Source organism: Priestia sp. TRN 1309 (assembly GCF_050846875.1).
GTDB lineage: Bacteria > Bacillota > Bacilli > Bacillales > Bacillaceae_H > Priestia > Priestia zanthoxyli.
Genome location: NZ_JBOZGM010000001.1, coordinates 1,166,444 through 1,180,985, shown reverse-complemented (window position 1 = coordinate 1,180,985; position 14,542 = coordinate 1,166,444). Strand labels below are relative to the sequence as shown.

Sequence of the window (14,542 nt, the reverse complement as noted above, 5' to 3'; positions counted from 1 at the left end):
TAAACAAATAATACTCCTATCTCAAATAGACAGGAGTATTATTTGTTTAGCTAACCCTATAACCTCTCTTCTTACCTGCCATCCAATCGCTAATCATTTTCACGACAATTCCCATGACGAATACGGTAAGAAATGAATAAAACATCGACCAGTTCAGCAATTGGTACAAATACAGCGCTTTGAATATCGGAATGCCTATAAAAGCAATAACGGCAGACGTAATAATATGTGCGATAAAGAAAAATTTCCATTTGCTAAAAAATTGGTAGACGAGTGCGATACTTACCGGAATAATAGCAAAGTCAACCGTATTGAAGCGATCTGTAAACGGCAGCATCTGGTGAGGATAGCACCACAGGTTAAAAAATTTCCCGAATTCATCTACTAAACCGACTATGTCAAAGCTGATAAAAAAAACGAGAAGCATAAAAAAGAGGCGCTGTCTATCAATGAAGAAGTAAAAAAGCAGCAGGAAAAGAGCATTTATTACCACTATGAGCCACCATTGAAAGCTAAAGAGATCTTGATGAACCCAATAAGAAAATTCCTTTTCGTTTAAGACTTGTTGCATCATTTTTAACATTTCAAACATAGAAATCCCTCCTATCTTAGAAAGTCTTTCCATCAGCGTTTTCCTTCATACTAAAATAAAACATCGCACACAGTGCTTTTGCACCTCCTCCTTCTTCAAAAGCAGATTGTACCTACTTAGAGATTTCTATCTGTCTAGTAAAAATTTTTGTAAGAGCGCTCTTTTCATCTCAGAACCTATTGACTATTATTTTCATTTCATACAAAATTAACAATTGTGCATGGTTTACATGTTAATACGAGCAAAAAGATACTGTTTTGCAACATTAAAGGAGGAACAACATGAACATCGGTACGATTAAAAGAGAAGCTAAAGCTTCTTTAAAGAATCGCTGGGGACTTGCGATTCTACTGACGGTGGTGACGTACGGAGTATATACGCTTCTGCCTATTCCATTTGAAATTGTGGCAAGCGGAGGCTATGACAATTGGATGAAAGATGAATCTGATTCCGCTTCATGGATTTCAACTGCCTTTGCTATTGTCTTCTCGCCTCTTCTGATGGCGAACTACTGGGCATTTTTAGGTCTAGCACGAGGTGAATCTGTTCGATTGGGGCACTTGTTTAAAACATTCCAAGACTTTGGCCTTTATGTAAAGTCATTAGGAATTTATGTACTTATGACTCTTTATGTGATGCTGTGGTCGCTGCTTTTACTCATTCCTGGAATTATTAAAGCACTGGCATATTCACAAACGTACTATATTTGTAAAGACAATCCTACTTACTCGATGAATCAAGCGATTACAGAAAGCCGTAGGTTGATGAATGGTTATAAAGGACAGTACTTCCTGCTGCTGCTAAGCTTTCTTGGCTGGTTTTTATTAAGTATTATTACAGTAGGAATCGGCTTTTTATGGTCTATTCCATACCTTTCTGCTTCACTTGCTCGTTTTTATGAAAATTTGTTAAACGAACGTTCATCGCATGCTGAATAATAAAAAAATCCTCTTCATCGTGAAGAGGATTTTTTTATAAGAACACGGTTTGCATAAGTGAAGCTCTTATGTCATAAAGCTTACTAAGAGTATAGAAGAAAGGCAGGGGCTTATATGTATACTACAAGTGAGATATGTCAGCAGTTTGGCCAGATTTTAAACGCTAAAAGCAAAGTTAGTCCAACAGGATGCTCAGTGTCGCTTAAAAGAAGCTTTCAGGCTTCTGTTCAAGGGCGGAAAAGCAGCTCTGTCGTTCCTGTTGGCGTATCATTTGAGGCGATAGACGCGCAGGGAAACGCGTTAAACTTGGCTGAGATTGCTATTTTACAAGAAGAAATCCCTCGTTTTACAGAAGCTGCTGCGCGGCAAGGTCTTATCGTAAGCGCTTTGCATAACCATTGGCTTTTTACAGAACCCGTCCTTATGTATCTTCATATTCAATCTGTAGAGCCTCCTTTGCATTTTGCAAAAAAAATGGCTTTTTGTTTTACAACGCTAAGCAGCTTGCCTGTTTCAACAAACGTATAATAAAAAAGAAGCACCTTTTAAAAGCATGGTAGAGCTATAAAAGATGCTTCTTTTTTATGAATGAACATATTATGAGTAGACTCAATTTTATCTTCAACTAAACGAAAACACTCTTTTATGAAAATAAAAACAAACGAAGCAGCGCCATCATTCCAACTCCGCTAATAACGGTGAGAGATAAACTTTTTGTTTTCAGCGCAATCAGTAAGGTCGGAATGACTACGATGATGACGGGCCAGTTAATTTTCACACTGTCATTTGTTTGAATGATAAAGTTCTGTACAACAAGTGCTGTTAAAATACAAATAGGAATATAGGACAGCCATTTTAATACGGGTTCTGGCAGCGCGATGTTACGCACAACTAAAAACGGAACAATACGAGGAACTACGGTAACAAGGGCACACCCTAAAATAATGATAAGTGTTGAATAGTGGATACTCATTTATCCGTCACCACCCCAATCGTCGCTACAATAATCGTTGAAATTAAGACAGCTACATGTGAAGGTACAAAAAAAGACAGCACAATCATAATAATCGCCATATAAAGAATTAAACGTAAATAATGATTAAGTTTTGAAGGTAACACGCTTTCGATTTGTAAAACAAGCAGAGCTAAAAACATAGCCGTTAAGGCAAAATCAAATCCAAAGGCTTCCGGGTCAGATAGCAAATGCCCAAAAATGGCTCCCATCGTACAGGCGATAATCCAGCTGACGTAAGCCGTTATATTTAATCCGTTCATCCAGCGGTCATTAATTGGCTCCCCTTTTGCAATTTTATTTGAAGACACTCCAAATGATTCATCCGTCAGAAGTGCTCCAATTCCAACGTTTTTTAATAACGAATATTTTGTGAATTTAGGCGCGACCGTAGCACTCAAAAGAAAATGTCGTAAGTTAACGATAAATGTTGTGAGAATAATAGCTGAAATCGAACTGTTCGCAACCATCAGTGCACAAATAATAAACTGAGCAGCCCCGGCATACACGAGCGCTGATAATAAAGTAACTTCCATAACGGAAAGATGCGAGGACACGCCGACAATCCCGGCGGCAAGCCCTATGCTTATGTAACCGAGTAGCGTAGGGACACAGTCCTTGGCCCCTTGTCTGAACGTTAGATCCACTTTTTCTCTCTGCTGTACTGCTTTTTCTGCGATCACCGTACTCCCTCCTTTTCTGCTATATTATACATCTATACGTTATATTAAACAACGGTATGTTATACTATCTTTATAATCATTAAAGGAGTACAACAATGGACGCGATTCAAGATATTATTGCTAAAAATCTTGTTAAACTACGAAAAAATCGAAATTTGACGCTTGATCAAGTTTCTGAATTAACAGGTGTGAGCAAAGCAATGCTTGCACAAATTGAAAAAGGTAAATCCAGTCCGACAGTTACTACGCTTTGGAAGATTGCGAACGGCCTTCAAGTCTCTTTTTCTGTATTTATAAAAGAAGACACTCCGGATGTGCAGAAAGTAAGCATAAAACAGCTAGATCCCATCACGGACAACAAAGGTGATTACTTAGTGTATTCTTTTTTTCCTTATCACCCGGAAAAAAAGTTTGAAATTTACATTGTCACATTAAAGCCCGGATGCGTGCATGAAGCAAAAACTCACTTAGGAGATGAATACTTACTGATTAAAGAAGGAGAATTAACGGTTCGTTTTGAAAGTGAAGAACATGAATTAGTCTCAGGAGACGCTCTGCATTTTTCAGGAAATACCTCTCACAGCTATATCAATTCATCTGAAGAAGAAGCAAGCTTTTTTTTACTTATGCACTATCCCGAATCATAAAAAAGAGCGTACGGATCATCCGTACGCTCTTTTTTTATTAAGCTGCGTGGGCTTGTTCTTTTTTCATTTTTTTGTTTTTCATGTATCCAATACTTACAACCGCAATCGTTAAGATAGCTTGAACAGCAAGATGTAAAGCTGTACTTGGAACAAATCCACCAATAATTTTATCTTCAACAATCATTTTTCCAGCAGACCATGAGAGCATCGCCGCTCCAGCGTAAATGATAATCGGAAATTTTTCCATTGCTTTCATAATAAAGCTGCTTCCCCAAATAATAATCGGAATTGAAATTAATACACCAATCATAATTGGAACAAATTCATGAGCTACACCAGCTAGAGCTAATACGTTATCTAATGACATGACCGCATCTGCGATAATAATCGTTTTAACCGCACTCCATACCGTTGCTCCACCTTGAGGGTTATCGCCGTGTTCGTGATTATCGGCTAATAATTTATACGCGATCCAGACTAGCATCAAGCCGCCGACCGCTCCGATTAATGGAATCTTTAATAATGGGACAATAATAGCCGCAAATAATAATCGAAGACCAATCGCGCCGCCTGTTCCAATTAAAATCGCTCTTTTTTGTAAGTCTTTTGGTACGTTACGAGCCGCCATTGCAATCACAATCGCGTTATCTCCGCTTAAAATTAAATCAAGAAAAATAATTTGCAGCAAACCTTGCACTGATACGCCAATTAGTTCCTCCATAGTTACCTCCACCTTCTCTTTTTATGTAACGTTTCTCCTCTAAATGTCCGAGCCTTTTCCTCCTTTTTTATAATTGAATACAAAAAAGACCCTTACCAAATAAGCGGTAAAGGTCTTGCTAACAACATAATGTCGCCAACAAAGCCGAGAGATAATCTCTGTAATGACGACTTTGCTGTTAAAGCTACTCCCCTTTAGGAGATACGTTCAATTATTTGTTTGTATTTACACCATTCATACTATAGCATCTCCTACATTCTGTCAATCATTTTTTATGTAAAACGATTGTCAACGCTTTCTCTTTCAATCAATTCATAGTTCGAAAGTGTAAGCTTTTCAACTTCTTCGCCGTTAACTAGCTTGATAATTCGCTGTGCTCCCATTTGGCCCGCTTCTTTATAGTAATATTTTACGGTTGTTAAGCTCGGATGAATCACACCTGTAATTTCATAGCCTCCAAAGCCGGTAATGGATACATCTTCAGGAACGCGCAGTCCGTTTAAATAAGCTGCCTTTAACGTCCCAAGCGCAATGTTATCGGTCGCACATACAATCATGGACGGGTTAAATTCTTTCATCACTGCCGTAGCTGCTCCGATTGCATCGCTCATGTTAAAGCTTGTTTCATAACAGCGGATCTCGCAATCGCTGTCTTTAAGACCTTGCTTTACCCCTTCTTTTCTCTTTACCCCTACAGCTATGTCCTTTTCAGTTACGCCTAAAAAAGCGATTTTTTTATGCCCTTTTTCCCCTATGTACCTTCCAATGTCGCATGCAGCCTCGTAATCTTGGTGAATTAAACTGTGAACTTCTTTATGCTCCTGTCCAATTAGCAAAACGGGAATTGAAATCGTACGGAACGCTTCCAAATGAGCTTTTGTAATCTGAACGGCAAGCAAAATAATACCGGCTACCTTCTGCTTAGCCAGCGTATAAATATTTTCAATTTCTCTTTCTAAATCTTGATTAGAATTGGAAACAATCATTTGATAGTGGTGGTCTCTAAGTTCTTGGTCAATACCATCTAATGTGCGGGAAGTCGCAAAAGAACCCATGCGAGGAACAATGACACCGATGATATTTGTTTTTTTTGCTTTTAAGCTTTGAGCAAAAGCATTTGGGCTATAGTTTGTTTCTTTAATAATTCCTTCAATTTTTCGTTTCGTCGCATCGCTCACAGACCCTCCGTTAAGGTAGCGGGATACAGTGCTTTTTGCTACTCCTGCAAGCCGAGCGATATCTGCAATAGTTGTCATTCTCTCATCTCCGTATTTTGTTGCTGCTTCTTTCACAGTATACACGAATATCGTGTGTATATTAAGTAACTACTTTACTTTTTGATTCATAAGCGGTATGATAATCTAAACATGGATAATCATTATCCACATTGTACACATATGGCAGGAGATGATGTTTTTGCATATGAAAACAGGCGTTGAGCAATCGGTGTATGCCATTTTGCTGCTTACGTTTTTACCTGAAAAAGCTGTGCTGCCAGGAGATGTTATCAGCACTCAGCTTGGGGGTTCGCCTACGTATTTTCAAAAGCTTCTTCGCAAGCTGGTTAGCGCTGATTTACTTGCTTCCGTTCCTGGTAGCAAAGGTGGATTTCGCTTAAAGAAAACGCCGGAAGAAATTCGTATTTATGACGTATACGTAGCCATTGAAGGCAAGCAGTCTCTTTACTCATCAAGCGGTATTTTTCACGATATGCTTAATTTAAAAGACAAAGATATTTGCTTATTATCCGATTTAATGGAAGAAGCCGAATCTTCATGGCAGTCCATTTTAAAACGGCAAACCATTGCCACGCTTACAAATGAAATTCATAAAAAATGTCCAAAAGAAAACCTGGACATGCTAAAAGCAACTGTAGAAGAAAAAATGGTGCTGTAGCACCCAAAGGAGATTATCATGGAAAACTTAAATAGATATTTTGATTTATTCGATCAATCACGTACAAGCGAACAAGCATTTGAAGAATTGGTGAGCCTTTTTTCAGACGATATCGTATTTGTCTTAAATGGCCACGAAAAGCAAGGCATTGAAAACTGGAAGCTGTTTGTGAAAATGGTTTTTAAAGAAAATGCTGATATTAAGCATATGTTTGAAGGCTGGAAAGCAGTTGAAGGTACGGACATGTTTGAAACGCTTTGGGCAGTATGCGGAAAACGTGCATCTGGTAGCGTATTTACTCAAACGGGAAAAGATATTGCTAAACTAGATGACAGCGGGAAAATCAGCTATTTAGAAAACGTGCCAGACGATACAAACATGTTTGATACGTATAAAAATTAATATAAAAAAAGAAGAGCTTTACTGGCTCTTCTTTTTTTACGGGGCAAATCCCTCTTGAGAAAGATAAATCATCGAAGACGGATAAAATTTTTCAAAATAACGAATGGCTTTGATATGAATGTCTTTGTCATACCAGTCTAGGAAACCGTGCTGATCAAATAGTTCCGGCATCCCTAGCCTTTTAGACGTTTTACCTAAGGAACCGTCTCCTAAGTACAAGGTATCAATGCAAATCCGGTCCATCGTTCCGTCTATTCTTTTAGGAAATTCAGGCGTGAAAGGAAGCAATGGAGCAATGGCTACTTGCGTTAAAATTCCGCTTTCTTTTACTTTTTTTAACGCATTTATACGAAGTTTCATCCCCGGAGCATAAGGAGAAAAAATTTGTTTTACATCTTCTCGGTCTGTTTCAATAGTCATCGATACGCGAAGGTCACATACTTTTTGAAGCTGTAAAAGCAAATCAATATCTCTCGTCACAAGCGGCGATCTTGTTTGAATCAGTAAAAAATCAGGCGGATGATTGATCATTGTTTCTAAAAGAGCCCGAGTGATGCCTGCTTTACGCTCAGCCGGCTGATAGGGATCTGTCGCTGAAGACATAAAAATGCACACCGGCTGCTCTTTTTTTCGCAGTTTTTGTATTTCTTTTTGATAGACTTCAGCTGCGTTGACTTTCAGCTCTAACCACGTCCCCCACTCCATTTCTTTAAAACGCTGAATTGGCAGTTCTCGCACGTAGCAAAATTTGCAGGAGAATGTACATCCAGCATACGGATTTAAACTATGAGTATAACCGGATGCCAAAAAGCCGGTCGCTTTTGTTAAAATACTTTTCGAAACCACGTCTTTTTGGTTCATCTTTCTCACCTCTTTGTCCAATAAGTATATCAAGTTCACAAATAAAAAAACTACTTCCCACATGGAAAGTAGCCCTTTATGTTTTCAACTCATCAACTTTGATTTTCTTTCTTTTCACTTGTCGTTTCAAGTAAAGAGGTTAAATATGAATTTAACTCAAATTGGTCCTTTTCAATAAAATCAGATAATACCGGCTGCTCTTCTTTTCTCATCTTTCTCCACTCCCTTTGTTTTTTATGTATGTGTTTTCAATCATCAATGGATAAAAGTAATGTACTTAACTCTACCCGTATCTAAACAAAAATAATCATGGTATTTTATACTATTTTTACATTTATGCACGTTTTATTTGTATATTTTTTACAATGTAACGTAAATTAATAGCAAGATTAGTAAACGTATAAACTTGATTAACAGCTCACTTCATAGAAGGAGGAATGACAAACATGAATCATGAACAAAAATCCACGCTGTCTCCTGTTTCACAAGAGCAGCAAAGCCCCGATACTCAACTAACGGAAAAAGAAGAGCGTATGCCGGAGTATACGCATACTTCGCTTAATCCAGACTCATAGAACAAAAAGAGAAATGCCTCGGCATTTCTCTTTTTAATGTTTCTATACTTTTCTGCATTAATCATGACGTTGTGACAAATAAAGGTAAAGATAATGAACATGGCGAATGAATACCATTATCTATTAATGACAAAGGAGAACGAGCATGAAGAAAAAAGTGATGGGAGCAATTTATGCTCTTTTAACGCTGTTCATTTTAAGTGCCTGCAGTACCGAAGACGTTGTGACAAATAATTCAGATCCAAAAGTTTCTGTTTCTACTACAGTTAAACCGCTGACGAAAAAAGAATTTAGTGAAGTTGGAACATCAGGGTTAACAGGCCCTTCTAAAAAAGATTTTCACAAAGTACATATGACTCTTACTTTACGCGGTACGAACTACCTGTCGGATATTCAAGTTAAGCTACCTAACTATAAAGAAGCTTTTAATAACATGAAAGACGATCAGCAAACAAGATATTGGTTTGGCAGCGGTGCAGATGAAGAGCAAGAAAACAAAAACATCTATACAAGGGAATTTGTCCTTTATACGAAAGGCTTAACCGATAAGCAAATCAAAGATATTTTAGCAGCAGCTAAGGTAAAGACGTCCTGGGTGGTAAAAGATACAAAAGCGAAGGATCAATCCGAATTTGCAGCTGGTAAAAACATAAAATTTGAAGCTAAATGAGACATGCACCAATTAGCAAAAGCCCTCTTTATGAAAAGAGGGCTTTCTCTTATTATATGAAGAAGAATTACCTTGTCACCTGCAGCTAACGGTTTGGATTTGAGGCCAGACTTTCAAAGCGCAGCATATCTTCTAAGCTATCTACCCGTTATAAACGCTAGCGCATGTTCCAGGCTTTGGCTCATAGTAGCAATGATTTTTGTATTGACCAGAAGCGGGTTGACCGTACCATGTTGGAGGGCATGGAGCGGATGGATTAAAGTACCACAGTGCATATTTCCCCGGGTGTTCTCTCCAATAATCCAAATTCTTTTTGGCTAACCTTTTTTCAACACCTCTTGCTCGTTGATAAAATACATTTCCTTTTTGAACAGCCTCGAACGAATAGTTGCCTCCCTGCACCTGATAAATAACTTGCGGAACGGATCTTAAATTCTTGAAATCTAAACAGTTTGCTTTAAGGCGATTTACAATGACATTTCCAACATACAGCATGCCTTGTTTTCCTTCGCCTTCAGCTTCTGCTCTCATCATCCTTGCCATTAAAGCAACGTCTGAATCTCGATAATTTACTCTTGGCATTTTTTCACCCCAAAAATATACTATGAAAAAAAGCCGGTCTTGATGTCACTGTCCCTAAAATAACAGGAATTGAATGCTCCGCAAAAGGCTTATCCTCTTTTGTAATACAGCTGAGCAATTTGTCCGTACTGCTTCATATTAGTGAGCTTGAAGTTCATTTCTGGAATTCCTGGCTTAAACAATGGAATACCAGCTCCAAGCAAAACGGGAATAACCGATATAATAAATTCATCCACCCTGTTTGCTTTTAAGAAATCAGCGAGAATATCAGCACCTCCCACCAGCCATATTTTTTTCGTATCTTGATTGAGGTTGTGGAAAAATGACGCCACGCTTTCGTTTATAAACTCCACATACTGATCTTTTCCTTGAGCTGAGCGGCTAAACACGTAGCACTTTTTATCGAGATACGGAAACTCGGGTGTGAGCTTCAGCACGTGATCGTACGTAGCCTTTCCCATAACGACCGCATCACACGTTTGATAAAACGCTTCGTAGCCGTTGTCTCCCTCTCCTTCTACACTTTCTAGCCAGTCAATCTCTCCGTTTTCTCTTGCGATATACCCGTCTAAGCTTGCGGCAATATATACGACGATTTTTTTCTTCATTCCCTTTTCTCCTTTCAACTTTACTGTTTCTGTATGATATCATCTTAATACGACACTTTTTGTCATATTAAAAGAAAAAGGTGAAAATAAATGGCTAAGTCTAGACGGCTTGTTGATATGCTTATGTTTATTAATACAAAAAGAACGTTTACGGCAAAAGAACTAGCGGAGGAATTTGGCCTTTCTGTACGGACCGTTCAGCGCTATTTGCTGGACTTAAGTGAATTAGGACTGCCTCTTTACAGTGAAAAAGGACGGAGCGGTGGTTACAGAGTGTTAAAAAACCGTATTCTCCCTCCTATCTTGTTTACGGAAGAAGAAGCTATTTCGATCTTTTTTGCTTATCAAGCTCTGCAGTATTATCATGACCTTCCGTTTGATGCAGAAATTCATGCGGCTCTTCAAAAATTTTATGTGTACCTGTCTGAAGAAACGAAGAAAAAAGTAGATAAAATAAGTGCTCATATTGCGTTTTGGAATCCTAAAAGAAACTTAGACACTCCTTATTTAAAAGAGCTGCTAGAAGCAAGCCTTACAGGAAAATATATTGAATTTCTTTATGATTCAAAGACGGGTCAAACAAGAAAAGAAGTCAAACCCCTTGGCATTTATGCTCATAACGGCTTGTGGTACTGCCCCGCTTATTCCTGCGATAAGCAAAAAGTTTTATTGTTTCGAGCAGATCGTATTCACTCGTTAAAAGTTTTAGAAAAAGACGAAAAGATGTCTCTTACGTTAAAAGAATGGCTTGAAACAGAACCAGTAAACTCACAGCCGATTTCGTTAAAAGTAACCTTGACGCACGAAGGCGTTCGTCAGTGTAAAGGCGTTCCGTGGCTTGAAAATCACGTGAAGGTAACGGAAGACGGGTGCGGCTATATCGGTACGATAACTGATGGAAATGAATTAAGCTACATGGCTTCTTTTTTCTATACCTTAGGTGCTCATGCTTTAATTGAAGAACCTCAGGAGCTAATTGAAAAGATCTGCTGTCACGCAGAAGAAACGCTAAGGCGCTATAAAAATGAGGTTGGGACAAAAGTATTTTAGTTGAAGGTGAAACAGAAATATTAAGCGAAATCATTGGTTAATATTTCTGTCAAATTTGTTCGGCTTTAGATGATATGGGTTTAGCTATGTCTCACTCTCGCTATAAAAATAACCTCCGCTAAATAGCGGAGGTTATTTTTTATTTACCCAGCCCACACGTCTTTTGCGTATCGGCCCTTTTCTTCTAGCTGCTGCAGCCATAAGCGAGCATCTGCTTCACTTACTTCATGAACATCAGCATAGCTTTTAATAAGCGTTGCTTCAACGTCAGGTGCCATTTGGCTTCCGTCTCCGCAAATATAGAAGTGCGCTCCTTGATCAAGAAGTTCAATCAATTTCGTGCCGTCTTGTTCCATAACGTGCTGAACGTATGTTTTCGGCTGATTTGGTACGCGTGAAAAAGCGGTATGAAGCGTAATGACATCTTCATTTTGTGCGTTTTCAAGCTCTTCTTGATACAGATAGTCTTCATGAGGTGAACGGCAGCCAAAGTATAAATGCGCTTCTCCAAGCGACTGTCCTTGTTCTTTTAACTGCTTGCGAGCCTGCACAAAGCCTCTAAACGGCGCGACGCCTGTTCCTGGTCCGACCATGATAATCGGTGTTTCAGGATCTTTTGGCAGCGTAAAGCCTGACTGCGGTGTGGAAACAAAGCACGTAATTGTATCTCCTTCTTGCAGCTCAGCAAGATAGTTCGACGCAATTCCTTTATATTCTCCATATCCGCTCCACGCCTCTCCTGAGACGACGCTAACCGTGATGCTTGCTTGTTTTTCATCGACACGAGGTGATGAAGAAATGGAGTAATAGCGCGGACGCATGCTTGGAAGAAGAGCGATAAATTCGCTGAATTCCATTTCACACGCCGGATATTTTTCAAGCAGTTCAAGCATTGTTAAGCGTTTTGCCAGCACCTTTTCTTTATACGCTTGCTTTTCAAGCAAGGCTTCAAGCTCCACTTTATGCGGCGGGCAGACCGTTTTAGCAGCCATTGCGCGAAGCTGTGTGCGCGTAACAGGATCTTGAAGCTCCACATATTGCAGAAGCTCTTCTACTGATACGGTTTTACCGAGTGGCAAATGCGCTAATTTTTCTTCTTCAGCTTCCAAACGGATTTGCTGTGATGCATCTAGACCGAACCTTGTCGTTACACGATTTACTATTCCTTCATAGTTGCGAGGAATAATACCTAAATGATCTCCTTCTTGATAAGAAACTTCTTTTGGAAGCTCAATTTCAAGATGACGCGTGCTTCGTTCACTGCCTGGTTTTTGTAGTTCTTTGCTTGCTACAACGTTCGCCGAAAAAGCACCGTGCATTTTCGCAAGCGGCATGTCCGCAGCGCTGTCGACAAATTGAAGTGAAAGCGTAGATTTATTATCTTCACTGTTTTCTATGTCGAGGTTAAAGTAAGCTGCTACGTCACTCCACATATGTTCACGCCATTCTTCGTATGTGCCTTCAAAGTCGTCGCTTGCATCTGCTTCGCCGCGTTCAGCTATGTTTTCTGCCCCTTTAGCTGCAAGCGTTTCATCGATAAAAGCAGGCACCTTTTGATACGTAGTAGCCCAGTTTTTATCGCCGCATCCAAATACGGAGTAGCGAACGCCTTTGACTTCATCAGCAGACGCTTGGTCTAACCAGTCGACAAACTGCTTTGCGTTATCAGGCGGATGTCCGTTATAAGAAGCCGTTACAATTAAAACAGCTCCTTCACGCGGAAGATTTCCTGCATGGGAATCCAGCGTTGCAACCTGAGGTGCGAATCCTTTGCTCATCGCAATATCTGCTAAATCCCTCGCCGTTCCTTCAGCTGTTCCCATATTTGAACCGTATAACACAAGCAGCGGCGTATTATGAGCGTTCTCTACCTTTTTGCGTGCTTTTTTAGCAGGCTGTTCCGTGCTAGGTGAAGGAATGCCACCAAGCGGAATTTTTTTTGATTTTGCTTTTACAACAAAGCCTTCAGGTTTTAACGTTAAAGTTTCTTTAATATCCATCTCGTAGTTTGTATGATCTTCAAAATCAAAATGTTTTAGCATCATACCAAGTACAAGCGTTGCTTCATGAAGAGCGAACTGCTGACCGATACACGCACGCTGACCGTTTCCAAACGGTTTAAACGCATGTTGCGGAATCGCGCTTGGATTTTCAAAACGCTCTGGGCGGAACTCTTCCACATCGTCTCCCCAAATCGTTTTATCACGGTGAAGCTGAGGAATCAGAACCATCAGTTCATCACCTTTTTCTAACGGATATTCTCCTCCAAGCACCGTATCCTCTTTTGCATATAGAGAAAATGCAGGAGCTGTCGGCCATAAACGCAGCGCTTCGTTTAAGACCATGCCGACGTATTTAAGCTGTTTCACTTGTTTATAGCTTGGAACAGGATCTACTAAAACTCGTGCTGCTTCTGCTGCTGCTTTTTGTAATACATGTGGATTTTTCACTAAGAAATACAGCGCAAATGATAAAAGACCACTTGTTGTTTCGTGTCCCGCAATTAAGAACGTAATAATTTGATAGCGAATATTTTCATCATCAAGCGGCTCACCTGTTTCTGGGTCTTTTCCGTTTAGCATATGCGTTAATAAATCATCGCTTTGTTCACCGCTTGCCTTGCGATCTGCGATAATTTTATCTACTAAATCGTTCATTACCTTAATATCTTCTTGAAACTGACGCTTATTTTCATCGTAGGCAGGGTCATCCGGATTTGCTCGCTGCAGCTTGTTCATCGCTTCGTCCAGTGCACGAACCATACTTGTAATAAACGGGTGCGGCTGATCGCGATAAAAGCTGTTAAAGCGGTAATTAAAGCCGCAAAGACCGATTGTATCAAGCGTTAAGCGCGTCATATCTTCCGGTACTTCAATATGCTCATCTGCATTTAGACGCTCCCACTTTTGAATAAGCTGCACGGCGATATCGACCATCATCGCGTGATAGCCTTTCATCGCTTGCTGACTGAAGCTTGGAAGTAAGATATTATGCGCTTTTTTCCAGTTTTTTTCGTGCGTCCAGCTTGTAAATAAACCGTCTCCTGCAAAATCACGCACAAATTTAAGCGCTTGACTTAAGTTTTTATCAAAGCGGGATTCATCGCATGCTTCTTTAATTAGACGCTGACTGGATAAGTAGCGCGTCACACGTCCAGGCGCTTCAAATTTAAAGATTTCCCCTAATTCATCTGCAATTTTCATCAGCGTTTGAATCGGTTTATCTGTGTTTAATAACGGTAAGTTTTTAAGCTCTCCAAATGTTTTTGGCTGAGGCATTTCTTTAATTGTCATGTTATCCCTCTT

General features: G+C 39.5%; 17 protein-coding genes. 8 read left to right on the top strand and 9 right to left on the bottom strand.

Annotation, left to right across the window (positions count from 1 at the left end):
- Window positions 1-46 precede the first annotated feature (46 nt).
- On the bottom strand, window positions 47-592 hold the full coding sequence (locus ACRPLQ_RS06480) for a CBO0543 family protein (protein WP_165636487.1): 546 nt from the start codon (window positions 590-592) through the stop codon (window positions 47-49).
- 281 nt (window positions 593-873) lie between these two features.
- Here ACRPLQ_RS06480 and ACRPLQ_RS06475 point away from each other — a divergent pair, with 281 nt between their 5' ends.
- Together ACRPLQ_RS06475 and ACRPLQ_RS06470 are read left to right on the top strand one after the other, a co-directional pair.
- A complete protein-coding gene (locus ACRPLQ_RS06475) occupies window positions 874-1,530 on the top strand; it encodes a DUF975 family protein (protein ID WP_028414473.1) in 657 nt (218 codons plus the stop codon).
- Between the two features lie 114 nt (window positions 1,531-1,644).
- Window positions 1,645-2,058 carry a DUF1259 domain-containing protein gene (locus tag ACRPLQ_RS06470; protein ID WP_028414474.1) on the top strand — a complete coding sequence of 138 codons (414 nt, stop codon included), beginning with the start codon at window positions 1,645-1,647 and terminating at the stop codon, window positions 2,056-2,058.
- Between the two features lie 115 nt (window positions 2,059-2,173).
- Here ACRPLQ_RS06470 and ACRPLQ_RS06465 read toward each other — a convergent pair whose 3' ends face one another.
- Window positions 2,174-2,503 carry an AzlD domain-containing protein gene (locus ACRPLQ_RS06465; protein WP_028414475.1) on the bottom strand — a complete coding sequence of 110 codons (330 nt, stop codon included), beginning with the start codon at window positions 2,501-2,503 and terminating at the stop codon, window positions 2,174-2,176.
- Window positions 2,500-3,225, bottom strand: coding sequence for an AzlC family ABC transporter permease (locus tag ACRPLQ_RS06460; RefSeq protein WP_028414476.1), 726 nt, complete (start codon window positions 3,223-3,225; stop codon window positions 2,500-2,502). The genes ACRPLQ_RS06465 and ACRPLQ_RS06460 overlap by 4 nt, the downstream gene beginning before the upstream one ends.
- A gap of 95 nt (window positions 3,226-3,320) precedes the next feature.
- On the opposite strand from ACRPLQ_RS06460, the gene ACRPLQ_RS06455 reads away from it, so the two are divergent.
- The gene (locus ACRPLQ_RS06455; protein WP_028414477.1) at window positions 3,321-3,872 is read left to right on the top strand and encodes a helix-turn-helix domain-containing protein; all 552 of its coding nucleotides are present in this window, start codon (window positions 3,321-3,323) and stop codon (window positions 3,870-3,872) included.
- A gap of 37 nt (window positions 3,873-3,909) precedes the next feature.
- On the opposite strand, the gene ACRPLQ_RS06450 is transcribed toward ACRPLQ_RS06455, so the two are convergent.
- A complete protein-coding gene (locus ACRPLQ_RS06450) occupies window positions 3,910-4,593 on the bottom strand; it encodes a TerC family protein (protein WP_328157890.1) in 684 nt (227 codons plus the stop codon).
- A 272-nt stretch (window positions 4,594-4,865) separates the two neighbouring features.
- The gene (locus ACRPLQ_RS06445) at window positions 4,866-5,849 is read right to left on the bottom strand and encodes a LacI family DNA-binding transcriptional regulator (RefSeq protein ID WP_028414479.1); all 984 of its coding nucleotides are present in this window, start codon (window positions 5,847-5,849) and stop codon (window positions 4,866-4,868) included.
- 160 nt (window positions 5,850-6,009) lie between these two features.
- Between ACRPLQ_RS06445 and ACRPLQ_RS06440 the strand changes: the two genes are divergently transcribed.
- Together ACRPLQ_RS06440 and ACRPLQ_RS06435 are read left to right on the top strand one after the other, a co-directional pair.
- Window positions 6,010-6,489: an RrF2 family transcriptional regulator gene (locus tag ACRPLQ_RS06440; RefSeq protein ID WP_013057917.1), complete on the top strand. Its 480-nt coding sequence runs from the start codon at window positions 6,010-6,012 to the stop codon at window positions 6,487-6,489.
- 18 nt (window positions 6,490-6,507) lie between these two features.
- Window positions 6,508-6,891, top strand: a complete 384-nt coding sequence (locus tag ACRPLQ_RS06435; protein ID WP_432235814.1) for a nuclear transport factor 2 family protein — start codon at window positions 6,508-6,510, stop codon at window positions 6,889-6,891.
- 36 nt (window positions 6,892-6,927) lie between these two features.
- Here ACRPLQ_RS06435 and ACRPLQ_RS06430 read toward each other — a convergent pair whose 3' ends face one another.
- Window positions 6,928-7,752 (bottom strand): radical SAM protein, encoded by an 825-nt coding sequence (locus ACRPLQ_RS06430; RefSeq protein WP_432235813.1) that lies wholly within the window; start codon window positions 7,750-7,752, stop codon window positions 6,928-6,930.
- Window positions 7,753-8,198: 446 nt separating this feature from the next.
- On the opposite strand from ACRPLQ_RS06430, the gene ACRPLQ_RS06425 reads away from it, so the two are divergent.
- A complete protein-coding gene (locus ACRPLQ_RS06425; RefSeq protein WP_255219776.1) occupies window positions 8,199-8,327 on the top strand; it encodes a hypothetical protein in 129 nt (42 codons plus the stop codon).
- Window positions 8,328-8,472: 145 nt separating this feature from the next.
- The gene (locus ACRPLQ_RS06420; RefSeq protein ID WP_028414482.1) at window positions 8,473-8,997 is read left to right on the top strand and encodes a hypothetical protein; all 525 of its coding nucleotides are present in this window, start codon (window positions 8,473-8,475) and stop codon (window positions 8,995-8,997) included.
- A gap of 141 nt (window positions 8,998-9,138) precedes the next feature.
- Here ACRPLQ_RS06420 and ACRPLQ_RS06415 read toward each other — a convergent pair whose 3' ends face one another.
- Window positions 9,139-9,579, bottom strand: a complete 441-nt coding sequence (locus tag ACRPLQ_RS06415) for a cell wall hydrolase (RefSeq protein WP_013083968.1) — start codon at window positions 9,577-9,579, stop codon at window positions 9,139-9,141.
- Between the two features lie 89 nt (window positions 9,580-9,668).
- Window positions 9,669-10,187, bottom strand: a complete 519-nt coding sequence (locus ACRPLQ_RS06410; RefSeq protein WP_328141299.1) for a dihydrofolate reductase family protein — start codon at window positions 10,185-10,187, stop codon at window positions 9,669-9,671.
- A gap of 90 nt (window positions 10,188-10,277) precedes the next feature.
- Between ACRPLQ_RS06410 and ACRPLQ_RS06405 the strand changes: the two genes are divergently transcribed.
- The gene (locus ACRPLQ_RS06405) at window positions 10,278-11,237 is read left to right on the top strand and encodes a helix-turn-helix transcriptional regulator (RefSeq protein ID WP_432235812.1); all 960 of its coding nucleotides are present in this window, start codon (window positions 10,278-10,280) and stop codon (window positions 11,235-11,237) included.
- A gap of 143 nt (window positions 11,238-11,380) precedes the next feature.
- Here the strand turns inward: ACRPLQ_RS06405 and ACRPLQ_RS06400 are convergent, their stop codons facing one another.
- Window positions 11,381-14,530, bottom strand: coding sequence for a bifunctional cytochrome P450/NADPH--P450 reductase (locus ACRPLQ_RS06400; protein WP_432235811.1), 3,150 nt, complete (start codon window positions 14,528-14,530; stop codon window positions 11,381-11,383).
- Between the last annotated feature and the right edge of the window lie 12 nt (window positions 14,531-14,542).